This is a genomic window from Mesorhizobium sp. WSM3626 (genome assembly GCF_000513935.1).
GTDB lineage: Bacteria > Pseudomonadota > Alphaproteobacteria > Rhizobiales > Rhizobiaceae > Mesorhizobium > Mesorhizobium salmacidum.
Genome location: NZ_AZUY01000008.1, coordinates 161321 through 185092, shown reverse-complemented (window position 1 = coordinate 185092; position 23772 = coordinate 161321). Strand labels below are relative to the sequence as shown.

Annotated in this window: 20 protein-coding genes; 14 read left to right on the top strand and 6 right to left on the bottom strand. The window is 62.7% G+C overall.

Going from position 1 to position 23772, the window contains the following annotated elements; genetic code table 11:
• On the bottom strand, positions 1-197 hold a 197-nt coding region (locus M653_RS0109175), incomplete at its 3' end, for a transposase (RefSeq protein WP_027143083.1).
• A 274-nt stretch (positions 198-471) separates the two neighbouring features.
• On the opposite strand from M653_RS0109175, the gene M653_RS0109170 reads away from it, so the two are divergent.
• The 7 genes from M653_RS0109170 to mgrA all read left to right on the top strand — a co-directional run bounded on the left by M653_RS0109170 (position 472) and on the right by mgrA (position 7866).
• On the top strand, positions 472-1710 hold the full coding sequence (locus M653_RS0109170; protein ID WP_027143082.1) for an ABC transporter substrate-binding protein: 1239 nt from the start codon (positions 472-474) through the stop codon (positions 1708-1710).
• Positions 1711-1809: 99 nt separating this feature from the next.
• Positions 1810-2703 carry a sugar ABC transporter permease gene (locus M653_RS0109165; protein ID WP_015315676.1) on the top strand — a complete coding sequence of 298 codons (894 nt, stop codon included), beginning with the start codon at positions 1810-1812 and terminating at the stop codon, positions 2701-2703.
• Positions 2696-3631 (top strand): carbohydrate ABC transporter permease, encoded by a 936-nt coding sequence (locus M653_RS0109160; RefSeq protein WP_027143081.1) that lies wholly within the window; start codon positions 2696-2698, stop codon positions 3629-3631. Before M653_RS0109165 ends, M653_RS0109160 begins: the two co-directional genes overlap by 8 nt.
• 5 nt (positions 3632-3636) lie before the next feature.
• Positions 3637-4734 carry an ABC transporter ATP-binding protein gene (locus tag M653_RS0109155; protein WP_084636552.1) on the top strand — a complete coding sequence of 366 codons (1098 nt, stop codon included), beginning with the start codon at positions 3637-3639 and terminating at the stop codon, positions 4732-4734.
• Positions 4735-4788: 54 nt separating this feature from the next.
• Entirely contained in the window at positions 4789-5535 is a 747-nt protein-coding gene (locus M653_RS0109150; RefSeq protein WP_027143079.1) for a sugar phosphate isomerase/epimerase, read from the top strand.
• Positions 5536-5546: 11 nt separating this feature from the next.
• The gene (locus M653_RS0109145; RefSeq protein WP_027143078.1) at positions 5547-6689 is read left to right on the top strand and encodes a Gfo/Idh/MocA family oxidoreductase; all 1143 of its coding nucleotides are present in this window, start codon (positions 5547-5549) and stop codon (positions 6687-6689) included.
• A gap of 130 nt (positions 6690-6819) precedes the next feature.
• A complete protein-coding gene (gene mgrA / locus M653_RS0109140; RefSeq protein ID WP_027143077.1) occupies positions 6820-7866 on the top strand; it encodes an L-glyceraldehyde 3-phosphate reductase in 1047 nt (348 codons plus the stop codon).
• Positions 7867-7938: 72 nt separating this feature from the next.
• On the opposite strand, the gene M653_RS0109135 is transcribed toward mgrA, so the two are convergent.
• Positions 7939-9036, bottom strand: coding sequence for a trypsin-like serine protease (locus tag M653_RS0109135; protein WP_027143076.1), 1098 nt, complete (start codon positions 9034-9036; stop codon positions 7939-7941).
• 400 nt (positions 9037-9436) lie between these two features.
• Between M653_RS0109135 and M653_RS0109130 the strand changes: the two genes are divergently transcribed.
• Complete coding sequence (locus M653_RS0109130; protein ID WP_027143075.1) at positions 9437-10525, top strand: serine protease; 1089 nt, start codon at positions 9437-9439, stop codon at positions 10523-10525.
• Between the two features lie 146 nt (positions 10526-10671).
• Here the strand turns inward: M653_RS0109130 and M653_RS0109125 are convergent, their stop codons facing one another.
• The 3 genes from M653_RS0109125 to M653_RS0109115 all read right to left on the bottom strand — a co-directional run bounded on the left by M653_RS0109125 (position 10672) and on the right by M653_RS0109115 (position 14071).
• Positions 10672-11379, bottom strand: coding sequence for a hypothetical protein (locus M653_RS0109125; protein ID WP_027143074.1), 708 nt, complete (start codon positions 11377-11379; stop codon positions 10672-10674).
• Positions 11376-11756 carry a hypothetical protein gene (locus M653_RS0109120; protein ID WP_156938170.1) on the bottom strand — a complete coding sequence of 127 codons (381 nt, stop codon included), beginning with the start codon at positions 11754-11756 and terminating at the stop codon, positions 11376-11378. Before M653_RS0109120 ends, M653_RS0109125 begins: the two co-directional genes overlap by 4 nt.
• Positions 11757-11869: 113 nt before the next feature.
• A complete protein-coding gene (locus M653_RS0109115) occupies positions 11870-14071 on the bottom strand; it encodes a caspase family protein (RefSeq protein ID WP_245262085.1) in 2202 nt (733 codons plus the stop codon).
• A gap of 244 nt (positions 14072-14315) precedes the next feature.
• Between M653_RS0109115 and M653_RS0109110 the strand changes: the two genes are divergently transcribed.
• The gene (locus M653_RS0109110) at positions 14316-14720 is read left to right on the top strand and encodes a Fur family transcriptional regulator (RefSeq protein WP_027143071.1); all 405 of its coding nucleotides are present in this window, start codon (positions 14316-14318) and stop codon (positions 14718-14720) included.
• Between the two features lie 143 nt (positions 14721-14863).
• On the opposite strand, the gene polA is transcribed toward M653_RS0109110, so the two are convergent.
• Entirely contained in the window at positions 14864-17821 is a 2958-nt protein-coding gene (gene polA / locus M653_RS0109105; RefSeq protein ID WP_027143070.1) for a DNA polymerase I, read from the bottom strand.
• A gap of 432 nt (positions 17822-18253) precedes the next feature.
• Here polA and M653_RS0109100 point away from each other — a divergent pair, with 432 nt between their 5' ends.
• The 5 genes from M653_RS0109100 (at position 18254) to M653_RS0109080 (ending at position 23703) form a co-directional block, all read left to right on the top strand.
• Complete coding sequence (locus M653_RS0109100) at positions 18254-19645, top strand: M20/M25/M40 family metallo-hydrolase (protein WP_027143069.1); 1392 nt, start codon at positions 18254-18256, stop codon at positions 19643-19645.
• Between the two features lie 149 nt (positions 19646-19794).
• Entirely contained in the window at positions 19795-20415 is a 621-nt protein-coding gene (locus M653_RS0109095; protein WP_027143068.1) for a ribonuclease D, read from the top strand.
• Between the two features lie 41 nt (positions 20416-20456).
• The gene (locus M653_RS0109090; RefSeq protein ID WP_027143067.1) at positions 20457-20660 is read left to right on the top strand and encodes a hypothetical protein; all 204 of its coding nucleotides are present in this window, start codon (positions 20457-20459) and stop codon (positions 20658-20660) included.
• A gap of 350 nt (positions 20661-21010) precedes the next feature.
• Entirely contained in the window at positions 21011-21220 is a 210-nt protein-coding gene (locus M653_RS1000000136630) for a hypothetical protein (RefSeq protein ID WP_027143066.1), read from the top strand.
• Positions 21221-21435: 215 nt separating this feature from the next.
• Positions 21436-23703 (top strand): transglycosylase domain-containing protein, encoded by a 2268-nt coding sequence (locus tag M653_RS0109080; RefSeq protein ID WP_027143065.1) that lies wholly within the window; start codon positions 21436-21438, stop codon positions 23701-23703.
• The last annotated feature ends 69 nt before the right edge of the window (positions 23704-23772 follow it).

Sequence of the window (23772 nt, the reverse complement as noted above, 5' to 3'; positions counted from 1 at the left end):
TAGCGCCGCTTCACGGATCGATAGTCGCCGAGCCGCTCGGGTAGATCACGCCAGCGCCCACCCGAGCGGGCCATCCACAGCAGGGCATCGAGGAACTTCCGGTTGTCGGTGCGCGGGCCGCGCTTGCCCTTCGTACCGCCAGGCACAAAGCNCTTGATCCGTTCCCACTGATCCTCTCGAAGCGCATCGCAGTCCATCGCTGACCTCCAAAAATCAGCGTTGAATCTGATTTGCCCTTCCTTGGGAATCCCAACCCGTTAAATCGTCACTACGCCCTAGCAAGTTTCTTGCTGCTTTTGCTCATTGTGCGGCGCACCCTTGCTTATTGCGTCGCACAATAAGGCCGCAACGAACGATTTTGTTCGCGGCTCGAAAAATATCAAACCGACTCTTGCCGGAGGGGGTTGCGCATAGTCTTCAATTGCCGTATCGAAAATCTGTAACGTTTCAGATTTCTGGGAGGAAGCCGAAATGCGATATAAATTCCTGACCGCTGCGTTTGCAGCGACGGTTGCGCTCAACTTCGCCGGGCCGGCGGCCGCGACCGATCTGGAAGTCACCCATTGGTGGACTTCCGGCGGTGAGGCGGCAGCGGTCGCCGAACTCGCCAAGGCATTCGACGCCACAGGCAATCACTGGATCGACGGCGCCATCGCCGGATCCGGCGGCACGGCGCGGCCGATCATGATCAGCCGCATCACCGGCGGCGATCCGATGGGGGCCACCCAATTCAATCATGGCCGGCAAGCGGAAGAGCTGGTGCAGGCCGGCCTGATGCGCGACCTCACCGATGTCGCCACCAAGGGCAAGTGGACGGAGGTGGTACGGCCCAAGAGCCTGCTCGACTCGTGCACGATCGACGGCAAGATCTATTGCGTGCCGGTCAACATCCATTCCTGGCAGTGGCTGTGGCTGTCGAACGCGGCCTTCGAGAAGGCCGGCGTTCCGGTGCCGAAGAACTGGAATGAGTATGTGGCCGCGGCCCCGGCGCTGGAGAAGGCAGGCATCGTGCCGCTCGCGGTCGGCGGGCAGGCCTGGCAGGCATCGGGCGCCTTCGACGTGCTGCTTGCCGCGGTCGGTGGAACCGACGCCTTCCTCAAGGTCTACAAGGACAAGGACGCCAAGTTCGCCGCCGGTCCCGAAGTCGCCAAGGTCTTCAAGGCCGCGGACGACGCGCGCAAGATGGCCAAGAACACCAATGTGCAGGACTGGAACCAGGCCACCAACATGGTCATCACCGGCAAGGCTGGCGGCCAGATCATGGGCGACTGGGCTCAAGGCGAGTTCCAGGTCGCCGGCAAGACCGCCGGCAAGGACTATACCTGCCTTCCCGGTCTTGGCCTGAACGAGGTCATCGCCACGGGCGGCGACGCCTTCTACTTCCCGCTGCTCAAGGATGCCGACAAGGCCAAGGCGCAGGAAGTGCTGGCCGAAACGCTGCTCGATCCCAAGACCCAGGTTGCCTTCAACCTCAAGAAGGGTTCGCTGCCGGTGCGCGGCGACGTCGACCTCAACGCGGCCAATGACTGCATGAAGAAGGGCCTCGCCATCCTGGCCAAGGGCGCGGTCATCCCATGGACGGACCAGCTGCTCTCGCAGGACAGCCAGAAGCAGAAGGAGGACCTTTTCTCCGAATTCTTCGCCAAGCCGGACATGAGCCTCGAAGATGCGCAGAAGCGCTTCGCCGACATCATCGCTTCGGCTGACTGACGACTGGTGAGCCGCCTCGCTCCCGACCTTGTCAGGCAGGGCCGGGAGCCCAGGCGTGCCTGACTTTCTGCCCTTATCCGATCCAGCACGACTGTACCGATGAGCAAGAGCGAACGCCCGAGCCAACTCTTCCGCAATCTCAATGCGAAGGTCGCTTCGATCCCGATGATCCTCACCGCAATGGTGGTCTTTGTCGGCGGCACCGCATGGACGGTGCTCTATTCCTTCACCAATTCGAAGCTCCTGCCGCGGCTGAATTTCGTCGGGCTCGACCAGTATTACCGGCTGTGGGCGACGCCGCGCTGGCTGATCTCGATCGAGAACCTTCTGATCTACGGCGTGATCTCACTGGTGTTCTCGCTGGTGATCGGGTTTCTGCTGGCTGCCCTGCTCGACCAGAAGATCCGTTTCGAGGACACGTTCCGCACCATCTTTCTCTACCCCTTCGCACTCTCCTTCATCGTCACCGGCCTTGTCTGGCAATGGCTGCTCAATCCGGATTTCGGCGTCCAGGGCGTGGTACGAAGCCTCGGCTGGACCAGCTTCGACTTCAATCCGCTCTACAATTCCAGCATCGTCATCTATGGCATATCGATCGCGGCGCTCTGGCAAGGCACGGGGCTGATCATGTGCCTGATGCTGGCGGGCCTGCGCGGGATCGACGAGGACATCTGGAAGGCCGCACGGGTGGACGGGATACCCATGTGGAAGACCTATCTGTTCATCATCATCCCGATGATGCGGCCGGTGTTCATCACCACGCTGGTGATCATCGCGTCAGGCATCGTGAAGGTCTACGATCTCGTTGTCGCGCAGACCAGCGGCGGGCCGGGCATCGCCTCCGAAGTGCCGGCCAAATATGTCTACGACTACATGTTCTTCGCCCAGAACCTCGGCCAGGGTTTTGCCGCCTCGACCATGATGCTGCTGTCGGTGATGATCGTCATCGTGCCGTGGGCCTATCTCGAATTCGGAGGCCGCAAGCGTGTCTGACCATGCCGTCGCCTTGTCCGCCACGTCGTCAAACTGGCGGGATGATGCCGCCGGCCCGAGCGGGCCAAAGCCGCGGCACATGTTCTCGCGCCGCAACATTTTCCTCTACGGCACGCTTGTGGTGGTCGCGCTCTACTACCTTCTGCCGCTCTATGTGATGGTCGTCACCTCGCTCAAGGGTATGCCGGAGATCCGTCTCGGCAACATTTTCTCGCCGCCGCTCGAGATCACCTTCGAGCCCTGGGTCAAGGCGTGGTCGCAGGCCTGCACCGGCCTGAATTGCGATGGGCTTTCGCGTGGTTTCTGGAACTCGGTGCGCATCACCGTTCCTTCGGTGATCCTGTCGATCGCCATCGCTTCGGTGAACGGCTATGCGCTGGCCAACTGGCGCTTCAAGGGCGCCGACACGTTCTTCGTCATCCTGATCGTCGGCGCCTTCATTCCCTATCAGGTGATGATCTATCCCATAGTCATCATCCTGCGCGAGATCGGCCTCTATGGCAGCCTTACCGGCCTGGTGATCGTGCACTCCATCTTCGGCATGCCGATCCTGACGCTTCTGTTCCGCAATTATTTCACCTCCATGCCGGAAGAGCTGTTCCGGGCGGCGCGCGTCGACGGTGCCGGCTTCTGGGGCATCTATCTGCGCATCATGCTGCCGATGTCGCTGCCGATCTTCGTCGTCGCCATCATCTTGCAGGTGACAGGCATCTGGAACGACTTCCTGTTCGGCGTCGTCTACACCCGCCCCGACACCTATCCGATGACGGTGCAGCTCAACAACATCGTCAACTCGGTGCAAGGCGTGAAAGAATACAACGTCAACATGGCCGCCACCATCCTGACCGGGCTGGTGCCGCTGATCGTCTATTTCATTTCCGGCAAATTGTTCGTGCGCGGCATCGCCGCCGGCGCGGTGAAAGGGTGATGGCGATGGCGGCGAACGGTACCAGTGTTTCGATCCAGGATCTGTCGCTGAACTTCGGCGCCATCTCGGTGCTGCAGACGCTCAACCTCGATGTCGCAGAAGGCGAGTTCATCGTGTTGCTCGGGCCCTCCGGCTGCGGCAAGTCGACCTTGCTCAACTGCATCGCCGGCCTGCTCGACATTTCCGAAGGCCGCATCTTCATCAAGGGCAAGAACGTCACCTGGGAAGAGCCCAAGGACCGCGGCATCGGCATGGTCTTCCAGTCCTACGCGCTCTATCCCCAGATGACGGTGGAGAAGAACCTGTCCTTCGGGCTGCGCGTCGCCGGCATCGCCAAGGACGAGATCGCCAAGCGCATCGCGCGGGCCGCCGAGATCCTGCAGATCGAGCCGCTTTTGCAGCGCAAGCCAGCCGCACTCTCCGGCGGCCAGCGCCAGCGCGTAGCCATCGGGCGGGCGCTGGTGCGCGATGTCGACGTCTTCCTGTTCGACGAACCGCTGTCCAATCTCGACGCCAAGCTGCGCTCGGAGCTGCGCGTCGAGATCAAGCTTCTGCACCGGAAATTGCAGAACACGATGATCTACGTCACCCATGACCAGATCGAGGCGATGACGCTGGCCGATCGCATAGCGGTGATGAAGGGCGGTGTCATCCAGCAGCTCGACGCGCCGCAAACCATCTACAACCGTCCGGTCAACCGGTTCGTTGCCGGGTTCCTCGGCTCACCGGCGATGAACTTTGTCGAGGGGCAGTTGGAGACCGGCACGACGGCAGTGTTCAAGACCGGGGATTTGACCATACCGCTCGATCGCTACAGCTTCGACGGCACCGGCGACAAGAGCGGGCCTTGCGTGTTCGGGATCCGGCCCGAGCACGTTGCCTTTGGCGAGGCCGCGAATTCCATGCCCTTTGCCACCGATGCCGCCGTCGAAATCGTCGAGCCCATGGGCTCCGATACGCTGGTATGGACGAAGCTCGGCGGCCGCATTTTTTCCTTCCGTGTCGAAGCGGAAAAAACGCTGCGCAATGGCGATCCGATCCGAATCGGTTTCGATCCCGCCCGCGCCTCGCTGTTCGACACCCCATCCGGAAACCGCATGTAGCTCCCAAGAAAACCATCCTCCCAAAAACAATCCCAAGCAGAACGGACAGAGACGATGAACTGGTCATTCCAACTTTACAGCGCTCGCAATTTCTTGCCCTGGACCGATGTGCTCGAAATGCTCGGCAAGCTCGGTTACGCCGAGGTCGAAGGCTTCGGCGGCGTCTATGACGATCCCAAGGCCTTCCGCGCCGAACTCGACAAGAACGGCCTTTCGATGCCGACCGGGCATTTTTCCATCGATGCGCTGGAGAAGGATTTCGACGGCGTGCGCAGGATCGCCGAAACGCTCGGCGTCAAGCTTTTGATCTGCCCCTATCTGATGGCCGAGGACAGGCCATCCGACGCCGCCGGCTGGCGCGCCTTCGGCGAGCGTCTGGCCAAGGTCGGCGAGGTGGCCTCGAAGGCCGGCTATGGCTTTGCCTGGCACAACCATGATTTCGAATTCAAGACGCTCGCCGACGGCTCGCTGCCGCAGGACCATATCCTGTCGTCCGCCCCCAATATTGGCTGGGAAATGGACGTTGCCTGGGTGGTGCGCGGCGGCGCCGACCCGCTGCCCTGGATCGAGAAGCACGGCCAGCGCATCGTCGCCGTCCATGTCAAGGATATGGCGAAGCCTGGCGAGGGGCTGGATGAGGATGGCTGGTCGGATGTCGGGCATGGCACAATCGACTGGGCCGGCCTGATCAAGGTGTTGCGGGCCAAGAGCGCGGCAAAATACTTTGTCATGGAACAGGACAATCCCAATGACATCGAGCGCTTCGCCCGCCGCTCGATCGCAACCGTCAAGAGCTACTAGGAACAACCACCATGGCAAAGAAACTGGGTATTGGCGTTATCGGCTGCGGCAACATCTCGAAGGCCTATTTTTCGCTAGCGCCGCTGTTTCGCGGCATCGAGATGCGTGCCTGCGCCGACATCAACATGGATGTGGCCAGGGCGCGGGCGAAGGAATTCAAGCTCCGCGCCGAGACCGTCGAGGATCTGCTCAAGGCCGACGACATCGACATCATCGTCAACCTGACCATTCCGGCCGTGCATTACGAGGTGTCGAAGCAGGTGCTCGATGCCGGCAAGCATGTCTATTCGGAAAAGCCGTTCGTGCTGTCGCTTAGGGAAGGCCAGGACCTCAAGGCGCGGGCCGAGAAGAAGGGGCTGCGCATCGGTTCGGCGCCGGACACGTTCCTGGGCGGCGCGCACCAGCTGGTGCGTGAACTGATCGACGAGGGAAAGCTCGGCAGGATCACCAGCGGCACCTGCCACGTCATGGGCCACGGCATGGAACACTGGCATCCCAATCCCGATTTCTTCTTCCAGCCGGGCGCCGGGCCGGTGCTCGACATCGGGCCGTATTACATCACCAATCTGATCCAGCTGATCGGGCCGGTGAAGCAGGTGGCGGCTTTCGCGACGACTCCGGCCAAGGAGCGGACCATCAGCTCAAAGCCTCGCGCGGGTGAAAAAATCCCGGTCAACACGCCGACCACCATTCACGGCCTGCTCGAATTCGAGAACGGCGCCGTGGTGACGCTGAACACCAGCTGGGACGTCTGGGCTCACGGCCACGCGCCGATGGAACTCTATGGTGAGGCCGGGACCGTGTTCGTGCCGGATCCGAACTTCTTCGGTGGCGACGTGCGCTTCACCGAAGAAGGCAAGCCGGTCAAGAAGCTGCCGAAATGGAAGCACCCGCTCGGCATCCCCAATGAGATGCACGGCCAGGGCATGATGGCCAATTACCGCACATCAGGCCTCGCCGACATGGCGCTGGCGATCGCTGAAGGCCGGCCGCACCGCTGTTCGATGGAACTCGCGCTGCATGCCGTCGATGTCATGACCGGCCTCCTGCGTTCGGGCGAAACCGGCAAGTTCGTCGCCATGCAAACCACATGCGAGCGCCCGGCCGCGCTTGGCGTCAAGCAAGCCAAGGATCTTCTGGCAAAGAAGAAATAGGTCGCGGATTATCGATAATTTTGCTTGCCCCTCTCCCCGTTCCTCCGGGGAGGGGATAAAGGATGGGTACGGGCATGCTCGTCGCCTCTGTGATGACGGTGCCCTGTCCGTTCAGATTCGAGGATTTCCCATGCCCTATGTCGCCGCTGAGAACCGCTACGAAAAAATGATCTACAACCGTTGCGGTCGGTCCGGCCTCAAGCTGCCGGCGATCTCGCTCGGGCTGTGGCACAATTTCGGCGACGACACGCCGCATCGGGCCAAGCAGGCGATTGTGCGCAAGGCCTTCGACCTCGGCATCACCCATTTCGACTTGGCCAACAATTATGGGCCGCCCCCCGGCTCGGCCGAGACGGCTTTCGGCGAGATCCTGCGCACCGATTTTTCCGCCTATCGCGACGAACTGATCATCTCGACCAAGGCCGGCTATGAAATGTGGGCGGGTCCCTACGGTGAATGGGGCGGGCGCAAATACATGCTTGCCAGTCTCGACCAGAGCCTGAGGCGGATGGGCCTCGACTATGTCGACATCTTCTATTCGCACCGCTTCGATCCCGACACGCCGCTCGAAGAAACCATGGGCGCGCTCGACCATGCGGTGCGTTCGGGCAAGGCACTCTATGCTGGCATCTCGTCCTACAATTCGCAGCGCACCCGCGAGGCCGCCCACATACTGAGGCAATTGGGCACGCCCTGCGTCATCCACCAGCCGAGCTATTCGATGTTGAACCGTTGGGTCGAGGAAGACGGCCTTCTCGATACACTCGAAGGGCTCGGCGTCGGCTCCATCGTGTTCTCGCCGCTGGCGCAAGGCATGTTGACCGATAAATATCTCGGCGGCATTCCCGATGGCAGCCGGGCGTCCCAAGGCAAGTCGCTGAAGACTGCCTTCATCAACGACCGCACCATCGCCAACATCAAGGCGCTCAACGCGATCGCCGGCAAGCGCGGCCAGACGCTGGCGCAGATGGCGCTGGCCTGGGTGCTGCGCAGGGGCCGGGTTACTTCGGCGCTGATCGGCGCCAGCCGGCCCGAGCAGGTCGAGGACTGCGTCGGCGCGCTCAAGGTGCTCGATTTCAGCGATGCCGAACTGGCTGAGATCGAGACGTACGCGCGCGAGTCCGACATCAATCTGTGGGCGGCCTCCGCCGAGCGCAAAGGTCCGCCGAGGAAATAGTCCGCCTCGCAAGCCGGCAGACAAAACGGCGGGAATTCCCGCCGTTTTCCATGGCAATCCGAAGCGGTCGCGTCAGGGCGATTTTGGCTTCTGGGCGTTGCCGAGCCCGGCCTTGGGCTTTTCGGGTGCTGGGGCCTGTGTCTTCATCCTGGCCTCGATCCAGCCGGTGTAGTTGGCCAGCCGCGTGTAGATGCCATAGGCGTCCTTGTGGCCGCAGGCGGCGCTGCCATCAGCCGGGCCTTCGCCCCAACTGACGACGCCGACCTGGACGGGGCCGCCGGCGCCGGTCATGAACAGCGGTCCGCCGCTGTCGCCATTGCAGGCGTCACGCACACCGCTGGTGGTGCCGGCGCAGATCATGTTGCCGGTCAGTGGGTCCGTCATGTCGGCCGCAATCGCATCGGCCGCGGCATCGATGCCCTTTTCCGAATAGCGCATGCGGTGCGACAGGTCTCCGAGAGCCGCTTTCAGATCATGCGCATAGATGGCCTTGATGCCGCTGTTGCAGGCCCCGTTCGGCTGCAGGTCGAGATCGGCTACCATCAGCATGGTCGGGAAGGTGCCGTCCTGCATCTTGCCCCAGCCGGTCACGGTCGTCTTGCCGGTGTCGGGCGTCGGCTCATGGGCAAGCTTGATGGTCGGCGCATCGGCCGGGTCGGCGAGCCGGAGCAGGCCGAGATCGTTGTCGAGCGTCTGTTCGCTGTAGCCCTCATTGACAATGACTTCGACGACCTTGTGGCGCTTGCCTTCGCTGAGATCCGTGGCGCCGGTCAGCACGGTGACGGAATCGGGCGAGATCGGCTCACCATTGTCGTTGAGGCAGTGCGCCGCCGTCAGCACCCATTGCGGGGCGATCAGGCTGCCGCCGCAGAATTGCGCGTTGGCCTGAGAGGCCGGGTTCTCGTCTAGCCTGGCGGTGGTGAGGAGGGCGACCTGGAAAGGATAGGCGCCCTTTTCAGCCTGATTGCCGCCATAGACGCGGTCGGTGCCGTCGGGATTCTCGGCCGCTGCCTTGGCCCTGGCATTGGTCACCCGCTGCATCGGCGAAACCGCTGCCTCCGGCCTGACGGCGCCCTCGTCCGCCTGGCCGATGTTGATGAATGCAACGGCAGTGGCGATGCCAAGCAGCGATGCGGCAACGAATTGCCCGAACCGATTTGTAATGTGCACCTGAACCCCTCCTGAGACAATTCTCCCGCGCGGATCGACGCCGGCATTGTGCAAAGAGGGTGGCCGCCGGTTCGGCGATCCGGACACGCGCCGTATCGAACGGCGAGCGATCGGTCACAAAACCGAATCCCACTTTTGCTAACCATGCCCGCGAGTAGTACTCGCACAAACTCTATAGCCCCCACGGGCTACGTGGAAGCGATTTATCATTGCCAATCTTGGATTATTTTAGGCAGTATGTCGTGGCAGGGTCTTTGGCGGAGGCTTTAGATTGACCGAGGCAAACAACGATCCCGGTGCGTTCGCCGATAGCCTTTACCGATTTTTCAGCACCACCACGATCTCGACAATATTTCTGTATTTTGATCCAGGCCTTGCTGACTTTTGGGAGAGTCTCACCATGATAAAACTGACAAACTTCATGATTGCGTCCGCATTGCTTTCCACCGCAATGCTGGCAGCCTCTGCTTTCGCCGCCGATCCTGGCTCCGCCAGTGCCGGCAATGGTGAAAGCATGCGGGACGTGACTTCGGGCGACTACAAGCCCGGGCGGGCCAAGCCGATCGCGCCGCCGACGCTGACCGACGAAGACAGCCGCGCCGCGCCGATCACCGACGAGAAAACAGCTGTCAAATCCTATGGCATCGTCGGACGTTCCGCCGATGGCAAGGAAATCAAGATCGAACCGAGCGAAGCGCTGCGCGAGCTCATCATCAAGGAACTGAATGCGCCGGCCAATGGCGCCGAGGGTGGTCCGCGCAAGACCGAGGATCCAGGGCTTGGCGAAGGCGAAGCCGGCCGTCAGGTTTTCGGCACCGACGATCGCGAGCAGGTCAAGAACACCAAGACCTATCCGTTCTCGGCAATCGGCTATCTCGAAGCCAAGTCGAAGACCGGCTATGGCAGCTGCTCGGCAACGATGATCGGCCCGCGCACGGTGCTTACCGCGGCGCACTGCCTCTACAGCCACGAGGACAAGGACTGGCTCTCCGACTACCTGTTCGTGCCGGGCCTCAATGGCGGCACGGCGGACGACGCCCCATTCGGCGCCTTCACCTATGAAAGCGCCTATGTGCTGCAGGGCTTCATCGACAACTACCAGGGCTATTATGGCTCCGTGATCCCGTGGGATCTCGGCATCATCACGCTGAAGCAGGATGTCGGCACCAACCTGGGCTGGCTGGGCTATGCCAACTATGACGATCTCGGCGACTTCACCGCCAATCTCGTCGGCTACCCCGGCGACAAGCCGATGGGCACGATGTGGAAGGCGAACTGCGAGGTGCATGCCGAAAACATCGCTCCGGAATATTTCCAGTATGACTGCGATACGTTCCCGGGGTCGAGCGGCAGCTCGGTCTATGCCTACGACAACAACTCCAAGCAGCGCATCATCACCGGCGTCAACGTGGCGGAAAGCCCCGACGCGAACACCGCCGTGCGCCTGAACGCCGCCAACATCCAGTGGATCAACAGCCTCTATAAATAATCCGGCTGTTTGCACGGCAAGCAAGAAAAGCGCGGGATGTTCCCGCCGCTTTTCTCATGCTGACGCTTCCTGCGTGCTTCTTTTGCACGAGGCGAGCCAAAGGCAGCCACGCATAAGACGGAAGCTCACCCCGACCTTTGTCATCGTTACTTGGCTTCAGCCGACGGTTGCCCACTGCGCACATAAGCCTCGATCGCCGCGGCGAAGGTGGGCGAGCCGGCCTTGCGCTGCTTGTCGACGTAGCCGGCAAAATAGCTCCAGAAAGAGACGGCATAGTCGCGGAAATAGGCGTCGGTCACCTTGCGCGAACACAGGTCGCCGTCGACGCAGAAGGACAGCCGGTTGAGGAAATAGACGATGCGGTCGAAATTCTCGCTGAAGTCGGCGAGCGGCATGTCGCCACCGGATGCGCTCATCGCCTCGATACCGATACGTTGCCGGAATACCTGCTCCTCGGTCGGCGAAGGGCTGGCGCTGAGCAGGTTGTCGTATTTGGCGTTGAGCGTGGCGAGACGGTCTTTCAGCGCCCGCTGCGCCTGCTGGTAGTCCTTGGTCTCCCACAGCTCGACCAGCGACATGGTCTGCTCGACGCGCTTCTGTTCCTGGTTGGCCAGGAACTGATAGACCGAGAATGCCAAGGTGAAGATGATGGCAAAGCGCACCAGCATGCCAGACCAGGCATAGACCAGCATGCGCCAGTCGCGGTCGGTGAAGGGGTTGCTTTCCTTCTTGATCTCATGGCTGCTCGGCCACGGGAAGCCTTCGGTGGTTTCCGGCAGCGTCTGCGTGGCAGCCGGCGCCTTTGCCGGCACCACAGGTGCCGTTTGCCTTGTTGTGCCCGCCGGCTTCTTCATTTGCAGCCGTCCAGTTCGATGATGGCGGAGGGATCGAGCACGATGCCGGGCGCTTCAAGCTGCTTCTTCAGGCACGCCAGCTGCGGGCGCGAAACAATGAACTGCACGTCCGGCTCCGCCGGCGCCTTGGTCGGCGACGGCAAGGCCTCGACGATGCCTCGCGAGGCGCAGCCTGAGAGATCGACGACGATCGCGTCGCTTTTGGCTTTGGCGATCTGGTCGTACTGGTCGAGAAAGCAGGTCGCCAGTTCCGAATTGATGACCACCTGCTTGGCGCAGAGGCCGCAGGCGTCCTGCGCTGACGCGTCGGCAACCAGCAGCAGGCTGGCGGCGATGCCGCCAGCCGTGGCACTCCAGGAAAATACGCTATAGCTCACGAACCACCCCATCCATTCCGTCCGGCCGTGTCGTCTCCCGACGCGGCGGCCAAAGTTTTCACCCATCGTGCCGGCAGTGCAAGGCCCGGCAATGAACACCCGCGCCTGGATTCTCAGGCGCGCGGCACCGTCTCCATCGGGAAAATCATCACCGCTCCCTTCGGGCCGCTTTTGTCGGCAAGCCGCATCACCGATCGGGTCGACGGCGCCATGCCGATATCGGCGAGCATGTCGGAGAAGCTGGCGGGGCCTATTCCGCGTGTCATCGACGCGACACCGTCCTGCGCTAGGAAGCTCAGATCCTCCTTTTCGCTTTCCGGCGGCGCCTCGGTCAGCACCGCGATCATCCGCTCCATTCCGAAGCTGGTGTCGGTGAAGGCAAGCAATCCCTCCTCGAGCGTGGCCTGCGGCGCCAGCCGCTCGGCAACGATGTGGGTGATCGAATAGTCGCTGCCGACATAGAGCACATTGATGTCGACCAGCTGGTCCGAGCTGTTCTTGGCCAGCACATGCACCTCGTCGCCAGGCGAAACGCGCGGCACCACCGAGGCCTGCAGCGGCTCCAGCCCGTCCTTGTCGCGACGCTTGACCTGGAATTGTACGTCGACGTCCTCGGGCTTGTAGTCGGAGGCCGCCGCCAGCCTGGAAAGCCCGGTGGCGCGGAAGATGGTACGCAAATTCCTGGCCGTCGCATCGACGAGCTTCTGTCGGTCGTCGGGGTGGATGATGATCAGCGGCGGCCTGCCGCCATCCTTCAAGGTCACGTCGCCCGAGGCCGGCAGGAACCATAGGGCCGGCTTGTCGGTTGCGTTCTTGTCAGCGCTGGCAATGGCATTCTCGCGCATCACCGCGAAGCGCAGCTCGGCGCTCTTGCCCGGATCGACGAGTTCGATGGTGAAGCCGGTCTCCCTGGCCGCGGACAGGTCGTCGAGAACCGAATTGACGAGTGCTGTTTCGGTCTCCAATCCCTTGGTCGCGGCCGGCCGTGCGACGGCGAGCTTGTAGTCGACGGCGATCTCCGCCACGCGGGCATAGGCATTGACGGGAATATCGGCCATCTCGAGCGCGGGCTTCTTGTCGAACTCGACCGGCTTGACGCGGCTCTCCAGGTTCTTCGCCGATTCCACTTCGAGATAGCCGACCGCGTGGGACAGCGACGACAGCGCCGACGGCAGGATGGCGAGCTTGCTGCCGGGGGTGAGACGATGCAGCAGGCCGGCGCCGATCGACGCCTCGCCGTTCTTGACGATAACGGGCCACTGCATGACCGCATCCGTCCTGTCGGTGCCGAACACGCGCGCGTCGAGTTCGCCTTCGAACAGCGGCGTCGGCCGGGTGCGGCTGTCGGCCGAATATTGCTGAAGCACGGCCTGGCCGAGTTGCCGATAGGTGACGTTGGGGTTTTCGGCGAGCTTCGACAGGATGGTGAAGGTGAACAGGCCGAAGCGCGGCGCATCGACCGTGCCCTTGGGCAGCGGCATCTCCGGTGTCGTCTCCACCGTCTGCGCGGCATAGAAGGCGACCAGTTTGCCCCTGGTGATCGGTTCGCCGCCAGTCGGTGTCAGGTTGAAGGCAGGTTTGCGCTGGCCATTCTCGTCAAGGCCGCGCGAGGTGCTCGCGACGGTGTCCTCATAGGTCTTGATAGCCGCCGCCCTGGTGGCCTCGTCGCCACCGACCAGGTCGGCGAACTCGACCTTGCGATCCAACTCGTCGTCGACATCGACGGCGCGGGTCGCGGTGCCGGAATGGCAGCAGTCGAACACCGCCCAGACGAAGGCGCCCTTGTCGCGGATGGAATCGAGCGCGTCGCGGATTTCATTGTCGACCAGCGCGTTCGGCACGCCGGCATCCCTGTTGATCCACCTCTCGATATCGACGGGCAGGAAAATCTCGTCGAGACCGTCAGTCTCGTCGCCCTTTACTCTCTCAGGCTGCTGGGCGCCGTGGCCGGACAGATGCAGGTAGACGAAGTCGTCACGCTGAACCTTGGCGGCGAGATCGGCCAGTGCCGTCTTGATCGCCGCATCGGTCGGCAAGCCTTGGGCACCGGGCACATCCTTGGCCAGCAGCGTGACGTTCTCCGGCGCGAAACGCACCGGATCGGGCACGTTTTTCAGCAGGTATTCGTGGACCAGGCCGGCATCGTTCTTCGGCCCGATCAGCCAGTTTCTCTGCGGCAAGGCAGGATATTCGGTGCAGGCGACGAGCAGCGCATGGTAGGTGCGCGACGCGGCAAGTGCCCGGAACGAAACCGTGCCGGCGGTCATCAACGCGGACGCGCCGACAAGCAGCGTCCGGCGTGTCAATTTGATCATATTGCTCCCCAAGCCCCGATCGAATTTCCCAAGCGAGACCATCCTCGTCGAGGATTTTGTCAGTATTTTGAATGTCGCTCCGTCATAAAGCCTGTCATCACCAATGTGCCGGCACGTCATCGATCGGCTCGGGACAGCAACAGAAGAGTAGCAAAGAAGGCGGTTCGTCGCTATCTGAATGGGATCAGGCCGTTTGCACGAGCAAACCGCCTATGGATGGCGCAGGGCAGGTTGGAACAGAACCATGGCGGCAAGGGATGTGCTGACGAAAAACCAGTTGTGCGTGCTCGAGAAACTCGAGACCGCCAGCGGGCCGCTCAGCGCCTACACCTTGCTCGACCAGCTGCGCGAGCGCGGTTTTCGCGCGCCGCTACAGGTCTATCGCGCGCTCGACACGCTGGTGAAGTCGGGCTTCGTGCACCGGCTGGAAAGCATCAACTCCTTCGTCGCCTGCGCCGAGCCGCACGACCACAGCCACTCGATGACCGCTTTCGCTATTTGCGACAGCTGCGGGCAGGTGACCGAAATGTCCGACCACGACGTCGACCACCGGCTGAACGAATGGGTCAACTCGACCGGCTTCGCCGCCAAGAAGGCGGTGATCGAATTTCGCGGGACGTGCGCGAAGTGTTTGGCGCAAGCGGCCTGAGGGCATTCGCCAGAGCGGTTCGGCGTTTGATAGAATCGCTGAACCGCTCTAACTCTTTGTTTTCACGCAATTTCCAAGGGAAAGCTCTAAGCGCTTTTCCCGGGAAAACCGCTACACACTTTTCCTGAAATTGCTCTAGCGCGTCAGTGCGCCTCGTCCCAATTGTTGGCGGCCCGCGCGTCGACATGCAGCGGCACCGACATCGATACCGCCGGCATCGCCGCGTTTTCCATGACATGACGCACGACCGGGATCGTCGCCTCGACTTCCGCCTCGACCGTCTCGAAGATAAGTTCGTCATGCACCTGCAGGAGCATGCGGGCGGACAGCTTGGCCTTGTCCAAGGCTTCCTCCATGCGGATCATGGCGCGGCGGATGATGTCGGCGGCGGTGCCTTGCAGGCGGGCGTTGATCGAGGCGCGCTCGTTGAACGCCCGTAGCGACGGGTTCGACGACCTGATGTCGGGATAGTGGATGCGGCGGCCGAAGATTGTTTCGACAAAGCCGTGCTCGCGGGCATAGGCCTTGGTCTCCTCGATATAGTCGCGGATGCCGGGAAAGCGCTCGAAGTACTTCTTGATGTAGGCGCTCGCCTCCTCGCGCGGGATCGACAGCTGGTTGGCGAGGCCGAAAGCCGAGATGCCATAGATGATGCCGAAATTGATCGCCTTGGCACGGCGGCGCACTTCCGACGGCATGCCCTCCACGGGCACATTGAACATTTCAGACGCGGTGATGGCGTGGATGTCAGCGCCATCCGCAAAGGCCTGCCGCAGTTGCGGGATTTCGGCGACATGGGCGAGCACGCGCAGTTCGATCTGGCTGTAGTCGGCTGACACCAGCCGGTGGCTCTTGTCGGTGATGAAGGCGGTCCTGATCTTGCGCCCTTCAGCCGTGCGCACCGGAATGTTCTGCAGGTTCGGGTCGGAAGACGACAGCCGGCCGGTCGTCGTCGCGGCCAGCGCGTAGGAGGTGTGGACGCGCTTGGTTTCGGGATTGACGAAGCCCGGCAGCGCATCGGTGTAGGTCGATTTCAGCTTGGTCAGCTGGCGCCAGTCGACGATTTTGCGCGGCAGTTCGTGACCTTCGGCGGCAAGGTCTTCGAGCAGCTGCGCCGAGGTGGACCACTGGCCGGTCTTGGTCTTGGAGCCGCCGGGCAGGCCCATGCGGCCAAACAGGATATCCCCGAGCTGCTTGGGCGAGCCGATGTTGATGCGCTCGCCGATGAGCAGGTAGATTTCCTCTTCGAGCCGGGCTGCACCTTGCGCCAGCTCGCCCGAAAGCCGCGACAGGATCTGCCGGTCGACCGAAATGCCGCGCTGTTCCATGCGCGCCAGCACCGGCACCAGCGGCCGCTCCAGGCGTTCATAGACCGAGACCAGGCCCTTGGCGGCAAGGCGGGGCTTCAGCACCAGCCACAGCCGCAACGTCACGTCGGCATCCTCGGCGGCGTGAGCGGTCGCCCTGTCGATGTCGACCTGATCGAAACCGACAGAGCTTTTGCCGGAACCGGTCACGTCCTTGAGCTGAAGGGGCCTATGGCCAAGCCATTTGTCGGCAAGGGCATCCATGCCGTGGCCGTGCGGAGTGCCGGCGTCGAGCACGTAGGAGATCAGCATGGTGTCGTCGAAGGGCGCGACATCGATGCCATAGCGGCTCATGATGACCAGGTCATATTTCAGGTTCTGCGCGATCTTCAGCACCGACCTGTCCTCAAGCAGAGGTTTCAGCGCCGCCAGTGCCTCGCGAAGCGGTATCTGGTTTTCGAGCGCGCCGCCGCCGAGCAAGTCACCATTGCCGCTCTTGTGGGCGAAGGGAATGTAGCCGGCGCGACCGGGCGCCGTGGCCATTGCCATGCCGATCAGTTCGGCCTGCATCGGATCGGTCGACGTCGCCCTGACGTCGAAGGCAGCGATACCGGCCTCCCGCGCCTCGGCGACCCAGGCTTTCAGCGTCGCGATATCGCGGATGCACTGATAGGCCGAGGTATCGATCTTGCGTGTCGCCGCGCCCTCCAGCCGCAATGCGGCCAGGAGGGAAGGGGTGTCACCCTGTTTTGGCCTCTCCGTCGTCTCGGCTTCAGCAGCCTGGCCAGGTTCGGAGCCCACCCCGTTTCGGGCAGCGGGCGGTGTTCCGGCACCGACGTCGGGGCCATGTGCGTTATCGGCGCGTTCGACGGTCACAGCGACGGCCTGGACGTCGCCGGCCTCGGTGCCGGTCGCTTCCGCGACGCGGCGGGTCAGCGAGGTGAATTCCATGGTCTTGAGGAAGCCGATCAGCTTCGGCCCGTCGGGCGCATGCAGCAGGAAATCGTCCAGTCCCTCGGCCACCGGCACGTCGTTCTTCAGCGTCACCAACTGGCGCGAGATGCGCGCCTTGTCGGCGTTGGCGATGATCGATTCCCGCCTTTTCTCCTGCTTGATCTCGCCGGCGCGGGCGAGCAATCCGTCGAGATCGCCGAACTGCTCGAGCAGTTGCGCCGCGGTCTTTGGCCCGATGCCGGGCACTCCAGGCACATTGTCGACGGAGTCGCCGGTCAGCGCCTGCAGGTCGATCATCTTTTCCGGCGGCACGCCCCATTTCTCGACGACTTCGGGGATGCCGATCTGGCGATCCTTCATCGGGTCGTACATGCCGACCGTGTCGCCAACCAGCTGCATCAGATCCTTGTCGGAGGAGATGATGGTGGTGTCGCCACCGGCCTCGCAGGCCAGCCGGCAGTAAGTGGCTATGAGATCGTCGGCCTCGAAGCCTTCCATCTCGACGCAAGGCAGGTTGAACGCCCTGGTTGCCTGGCGGATCAGGCCGAATTGCGGGATCAGATCCTCGGGCGGCGCCGAACGGTTCGCCTTGTATTCGGGATAGAGGTCGTTGCGGAAGGTTTTCGAGGAATAGTCGAAAATGACGGCAAAATGCGTCGGCACAATGCCCACATCGGTGTTGCGGGCATCCTGCATCAGCTTCCAAAGCATGTTGCAGAAGCCGGAAACGGCACCGACCGGCAGGCCGTCGGACTTGCGGGTCAGCGGCGGCAGTGCGTGATAGGCCCGGAAGATGTAGCCAGAGCCGTCAATGAGGAAGAGATGATCGCCGTGTTTCATGCCGGCAGGGATAGCGCGGCGCGATGGCTTGGTCCATGCCAAAGACATCGCCAGATATAGGTTCCGTCAACACCCTGACAGATCGGGACCCCGACAGATCGGGGGTTATACAAGTCCGCTCACGGGCACGTTACAAAAGTGTAACGTTGGTGCCCTTGAATCGCCACGTTCAGGGACCCAAATACAGTTCATCGGCAGTTTTCGCCGAAGTCCGGAGCAAGGCCCGTCCCCCGCCTATACCGGACAATTGCGGCAGCCTATCCCCCCTCTCCGGGCTGCCGCATCGTTTCGAGTAAAAGGCCGCCGTGGTTCCCCCTCCACCACGGCGGCATTTTTTTGCCCGCGGCGACCGTCCCGGGCCGTGGTCCAATCGTCCCGGGCTTTTCGTTTCGCCGCTCTGCCTTTACGGTTCCGGCACTGAATCGAAAGGCTATGCAAATGTCCGCAGTTTTCCCTGTCCTCGACCGTCTCGACCAGAACCTCGACCACAGCCTAGAACGGCTCTTCGGCCTGCTCGGGATCAAGTCGATCTCCACTGATCCAGCCTATGCCACCGACTGCCGCAAGGCGGCGGAATGGCTGGCGGCGGAACTCAAGCTGATCGGCTTCGACGCCAGCGTGCGCGACACGCGCGGGCACCCAATGGTGGTTGCGCATCACGACGGGCCGGCGGGCGCGCCGCATGTACTGTTCTACGGCCATTATGACGTGCAGCCGGTCGACCCGATCGAGCTGTGGGAAAACGATCCCTTCGCCCCGGCGATCAAGGAGATTGCACCTGGTCACAAAATCATCACCGGGCGCGGCTCGGCCGACGACAAGGGTCAGCTGATGACGTTCGTCGAGGCATGCCGTGCCTGGAAACAAGTGCATGGTGGTCTGCCGTGCCGCGTCACCATCCTGTTCGAAGGCGAGGAGGAATCGGGGTCGCCCTCGCTGAAGCCGTTCCTCGAGACCAATGCCGAGGAGCTCAAGGCCGACTTCGCGCTGGTCTGCGATACCAGCATGTGGGACCGCGACACGCCGTCGATCTGCGTCGGGCTGCGCGGTCTGGTCGGCGAGGAAATCACGGTTAAGGCCGCCGACCGCGACCTGCATTCGGGCCTCTATGGCGGCGCTGCCGCGAACCCGATCCGCATCCTGGCCAAGGTGCTGGCCGACATCCACGACAAGGACGGCCATATCACCATTCCGGGCTTCTATGACGGTGTCGAGGAAACGCCTTCGCAGGTGCTGAAATCATGGGAGACGCTGGGCGAGACGGCCGAGACCTTCCTCGGACCTGTCGGCCTGTCGATCCCGTCGGGCGAAAAAGGCCGCTCGGTACTGGAACTGACCTGGGCGCGGCCCACCGCCGAGTTCAACGGCATCATCGGCGGCTATACCGGCAAGGGTTTCAAGACGGTGATCGCCGCGGAAGCCTCGGCAAAGGTGTCTTTCCGCCTCGTCCATAAGCAGGATCCGAAGAAAATCCGCGCGGCTTTCCAGAAATTCGTCAAGGAGCGCATCCCGGCCGATTGCTCGGTCGAATTCCACGCTCATGGCGGTTCACCGGCAATCCAGCTTTCCTACGACTCGCCGTTCCTGGCCAAGGCCAAGACCGCGCTTTCGGACGAATGGCCAAAGCCCGCGGTGACGACCGGCAGCGGCGGTTCCATTCCGGTGGTGGGCGACTTCCAGACCTATCTCGGCATGGAATCGCTGCTGGTCGGCTTCGGCCTCGACGACGACCGCATCCACTCGCCCAACGAGAAATACGAACTCAGCTCCTTCCACAAGGGCCAGCGCTCCTGGGCGCGCATTCTGGACGCGCTGACACGGTAAGGCGGACAACCCTGGACGGCGGAAAATCAACTTTCTGTTGATTTTTCCGCCGATCACGGCGAGGACGGGTCGACAGCGCAATTTGTTGGAGCGCGTGTGCGCTTCTTCGATGGATGCGCGACGCCGAAGGCCGCGACCCGGAGAAGACGATGAGCGACATCCGCTTCCATAAAAACGATCTGCCTGACCTCTCCCGCTACGATGTCGCCGCGGTGGCCATCGATACGGAAACGCTCGGCCTCAATCCCCACCGTGACCGGCTCTGCGTGGTGCAGATTTCGCCTGGCGACGGCAGTGCCGATGTCATCCAGATCGCGCCGGGGCAGAAGGAAGCACCGAACCTGGTCAAGCTGCTGGGAAACGACAGCGTGACCAAGCTGTTCCACTACGGTCGCTTCGACCTCGCTGTGCTCTACCATGCGTTTGGCGTGATGGCCGAACCGGTGTTCTGCACCAAGATCGCGTCGCGGCTGACGCGCACCTACACCGACCGGCACGGGCTGAAGGACATCTGTTTCGAGCTTCTCGGCGTCGGCCTGTCCAAGGCGCAGCAATCGTCGGATTGGGCGGCCGAAACGTTGTCGCCCGAGCAGCTTGAATACGCGGCCTCGGACGTGCTCTATCTGCATCGGTTGCGCGATGTGCTGGCCGGGCGGCTGGCGCGCGAGGGGCGCACGAAGGAGGCGGACGCCTGTTTCCGCTTTCTCCCGACGCGGGCCAAGCTTGACCTGATGGGCTGGGACGAAGAGGATATCTTCGCTCACAGCTGATGGCCCTCGTGGCGATCAACCGGCTGGAAGAAGGGGATGAGATGGCGGACAGAAAGCCGATATCGACCGCGCCGACCGACGGCTCCAAGGTCACCGTCACCTGGAAGGACAGCGACGGCGTCCTCAATGAATCCATCGCGCAATACCGCGACGAAGGTTGGTGGGTCTACATCGACAGCCACACGCAAAAGAAGGTCGAGCCGACCAGCTGGCGGCCCGCCGCCGGCGACGACGACGACCAATGAGCGCGCCGCTGGCCGGGCGCTTTCGCATAGCCTGACGCCATTGAAATCGGGGCCGAGTCGGAGCCTTCCGCTCCGCAACCGTGCGCCTGCTCGAAGAATCAAGCGCGAGTGTCTCGTCGCCTTGCTACGGCAGGCTGGTGATCCCGGCTAACCGGATGTGAAATTCGAGCGGATTATGAAGAGACCCGGGTTGGGCCGCTAGCCTGCATCCGCATCCTGGCGGCAAAGGCCTTCATACCCTTATTGATCACCCTGCGCGCTTCATCGGCGTCGTGGGGTCCGGGTTTGCTCTGAATGGAACTCCAAGGCGAAATGAATGTTCCATAGGACAGGCGGAGGATGTTTCAGGCATGACGACAGCTTCTCTGCACTTGCTCAAGGGGGTGGGTTATCTGATTTCCACCGCCAGTGTCGTCCTGCTGGCCATAGTGAGTTGGTCGAGCGCTTCAAAAAGCCCGCTGCTGGTGGTCTGCCTGCTTGTCGGCGCCGCCGCGTCGGTCATGGGTATGTTCTGCCGGTGGCTGAGCTACGAGATAGAAAAACGCCAAGGCCACAAATGAGGGCTCGCCACGAGCGTTCGGACGCCGACGGTGCTTCGGGTGCGCGGAGCCTGTCACATCCGTCGCGCTGCGCGACGCTGGCAATGGACAACAGATTAACAAATTCCTAACGGAATTCAGACGGTTGCCCGAACCTCTGCTTAACCCGCCCTTAAATCGCCGCATCTACTCTTCAACCGGAGCGCCATTGGCACCGGGGACATCAAGCGCAGCGCATGGCGAACCGCAGAGACAGTCGCATCGAGCCCAGCTTCGAGGGACCGCCACGGGCGAAATCCCAGACGGGTCTTTCGGTGAGCGAGGAGGACCGCGTCGTGCCGAGCAATCGCAAAGCCTCCGCCAAACGCAAATCATCGAAGGGGAAATCGTCGCGGGGGAGGCGCGGCGGGAGTGGACGCGGCCTGTTCGGCGTGCTCGGCCGGCTGGTCTACTGGTGTTTCGTGCTCGCCATATGGGGCGGCATCGCGGTGGCGGGCGTCGTTATCTACTACGGCGCCAAGATGCCCGCGGCCACGACCTGGTCGATCCCCGACCGTGCGCCCAACATCAAGATCGTCTCGGCCGACGGGCAGCTGCTGGCCAATCGCGGCATGAGCGGCGGCGAAGCGGTCGGCCTGCACGAAATGTCGCCCTATATTCCCGAGGCGGTGATCGCCATCGAGGACCGCCGCTTCTATTCGCATTTCGGTGTCGATCCGATCGGCCTGTCGCGCGCCATGGTGACCAACCTCATCGGCGGGCACTTCTCGCAAGGTGGTTCGACGCTGACGCAGCAATTGGCCAAGAACCTTTTCCTGAAGCCCGACCGCACGCTGGAACGCAAGGTGCAGGAGGTGCTGCTGGCGCTGTGGCTGGAGCACAAGCACACCAAGGACCAGATCCTCGAAATGTACCTCAACCGGGTCTATTTCGGCTCGGGTGCCTATGGTGTCGAGGCGGCCTCGCGCCGTTATTTCGGCAAGAGCGCGCGCGATGTCACCTTGTCGGAAGCGGCACTCCTGGCGGGCCTGCTGAAGGCGCCGTCGCGGCTATCGCCGGCGCGTGATCCCAAGGCCGCCGAGGAGCGCTCGCAGCTGGTGCTCGCCGCCATGCGCGAGGAGGGCAAGATCAGCGAGAAAGAGCTGAAGACGGCGCTGAGCGCACCGGCGACGCGCTCGCCATCCTACTGGACCGGCTCGGAAAATTACGTCGCCGATACAATCATGGAAGAGTTGCCCGACCTGATCGGCGATGTGCGCGGCGATATCGTCATCGATTCTACCGTAGACCTGAACCTGCAGAAACTCGCCGAACAGTCGATCCGCCGGCTGATCGACGACAGCGGCAAGAAGCTCAACGTCACCCAGGGCGCGCTGGTGTCGATCGACGATTCCGGCGCGGTGCGGGCCATGGTCGGCGGCTATGACTATTCGACCAGCCAGTTCGACCGCGCCTCCGAGGCGCGCCGGCAGCCGGGCTCGGCGTTCAAGCCGTTCGTCTACATGGCTGCGCTCGAGGCCGGCCGCACGCCCGACAGCATCCGCAACGACGCACCGATCAAGATCGGCAACTGGACACCCGACAATTACGGCGGCAAGTACTTTGGCAAGGTCACCTTGGCGACGGCGCTGGCCAAGTCGCTCAACTCGGTTGCCGCGCAGTTGACCATGGAAGTCGGGCCGAACGCGGTGGTGGAAGCCGCGCACCGCATGGGCATCCAGTCCGACCTGCTGGCCAACACCTCGATCGCGCTCGGCACCTCGGAAGTGACGCCGCTGGAACTGACCTCGGCCTATGTGCCCTTCGCCAATGGCGGCTACAAGCCCGACATTCATTTCATCCGCCGCGTCACGACATCCGACGGCAAGGTGCTCTATGACAGCGCTGGCGGCAGCGCACCGCGCGTGATCAAGCCCGAGATCGTTGGCATGATGAATTCGATGATGACCGGGACGGTCGAGGTCGGCACCGCCAAGAAGGCGGCCTTCGCCTGGCCGTCGGCCGGCAAGACCGGCACCAGCCAGAATTCGCGCGACGCCTGGTTCGTCGGCTACACCGCCAATCTGACCACCGGCGTTTGGTTCGGCAATGATGACGGCACGGCGATGAAGAAGGTTACCGGCGGCGCGCTGCCGGCGCAGGCCTGGCACGAATTCATGGTCGCCGCGCATGAGGGCGTGCCGGTGCGGCCGCTGCCCGGCACCTGGAAGTCGACACCGGCGGACACCATCGTGCCTGACGACATTCCCTCGGCCGACAACAACCAACCGGCACCGGTTCCCTCGGCTTCGGTTGGACAGCAGGCGCCGGCCGCGCAGGCGGCGGCACCGCCGGCGCCGGTCCGTGCGGCGCGGCCTGCCCAGACCGTCGATGCCGATGGCTTCAACATGCCAGCGGATGGCGGCACCACGGCTTCGGTCGGGCACCCGGTGCCGCCAGGCAGCGTCGGCGGTCGGCTCAAGAAGCGGCAGACCTCGATCCTGGATATTCTTGGCGGCGGCTGAGCAGCCGGCTAGCGGCGTCAATCCGCCTCTCGCCACCCCGGCGGCGTTCGGCTACATGTCCTGGCTGGA